The sequence below is a fragment of the Cupriavidus sp. SS-3 genome (genome assembly GCF_035818815.1).
GTDB lineage: Bacteria > Pseudomonadota > Gammaproteobacteria > Burkholderiales > Burkholderiaceae > Cupriavidus > Cupriavidus taiwanensis_C.
The window spans coordinates 1-1,361 of the sequence record NZ_JAYLVT010000045.1 but is presented as its reverse complement, the minus strand read 5'-3'; the positions used below and the strand labels follow the sequence as shown (position 1 = coordinate 1,361).

Sequence of the window (1,361 nt, the reverse complement as noted above, 5' to 3'; positions counted from 1 at the left end):
CTGCCGCGCGTGGGCCGCGCCGACAACTTCTTCGAACTCGGCGGCGACTCGATCCTGAGCCTGCAGATCGTCGCCCGCGCCCGCGCCGCCGGCTGGATGCTGACGCCGCGGCAACTGTTCGAGCGCCAGACGCTGGCCGAACTGGCGGCGGTCGCCGCGCCCGTGGCACAAGATTCGATCGATAGCAACACCGCGCCGGCTGGCGCGGTGCCGCTGCTGCCGATCCAGGCCGGCTTCTTCGAGACGCCGATGGACCGGCGCCACCACTGGAACCAGTCGGTGCTGCTCGATTGCCGCGAGGCGCCCGGGCTGCCGGCGCTGGCCGCGGCGCTGGCCGACCTGGTCGCGCATCACGATGCGCTGCGCCTGCGCTTCGTCCAGCGCGACGGCGCGTGGCAGCAGGCGTATGCCGAGACTGAGGCCTGCCAGGACCTGCTGTGGGTACGCCACGCCGCGTCGGAAGCCGAGCGGCTGGCGCACTGCGAGGCCGCCCAGCGCAGCCTGGACCTGGCCGAAGGGCCGCTGCTGCGTGCCGTCGCGCTGCAGTGCGGCGAGCGCTGGCAACTGCTGCTGGTGATCCATCACCTGGTAGTCGACGGGGTGTCGTGGCGCGTGCTGGTCGAGGACTTGCGCGACGCTTACCAGCAACGCCGGCAAGGCGAGCAGGCCGTGCTGCCGGCGCGCACGGCGTCGTACCAGCGCTGGTCGCAGGCGCTGCGCGCCAACGCCGCCACGCGCGAGGCCGAACTGGCGCACTGGCAGGCGCTGGCGCCCATCGATGCCAGCCTGCCTTGCGACGATCCGGACGGCGCCATGTCCATCGCCGAACGCGATGCCGTCACGCTGACGCTGCCGGCCGAACTGACCCAGGCGCTGCTGCAGCGCGCGCCGGCGGCGTACCGCACGCGCGTCAACGACCTGCTGCTGACCGCGCTGGCGCGGGCGCTGGCCGGCTGGAGCGGCCGCGCGCGGGTGCTGATCGACCTGGAAAGCCATGGCCGTGTCGCCGGGGTCGACGACACGCTGGACCTGAGCCGCACCGTCGGCTGGTTCACCACCCTGTTCCCGGTCGCGCTCGATGGCAGCGGTGCGCTCGATGGCGCGATCAAGGCGGTCAAGGAGCAGTTGCGTGCGGTACCCGGCGAAGGCATCGGCTATGGCCTGCTGCGCCGCTTCGGCTCGCCCGCGCAACAGGCCGCGCTGGCCGATGTGCCCAGGCCAGAGGTGGTGTTCAACTACCTGGGCCAGCTCGACGCCAGCTTTGCCGACGACAGTCCCTGGCGGCTCTCGACTGACAGCGCAGGCGCCAGCCAGGATCCGGCCACGCCGCTGTCGCATCCGTTGTCGGTCAGCGGGCAGGT

At 72.4% G+C, this 1,361-nt stretch carries 1 protein-coding gene; it reads left to right on the top strand.

The features are described 5' to 3' along the window. Positions 1-1,361: condensation domain-containing protein (locus U9J39_RS29330; protein WP_326348793.1), on the top strand; the 1,361-nt coding region annotated here is incomplete at both ends.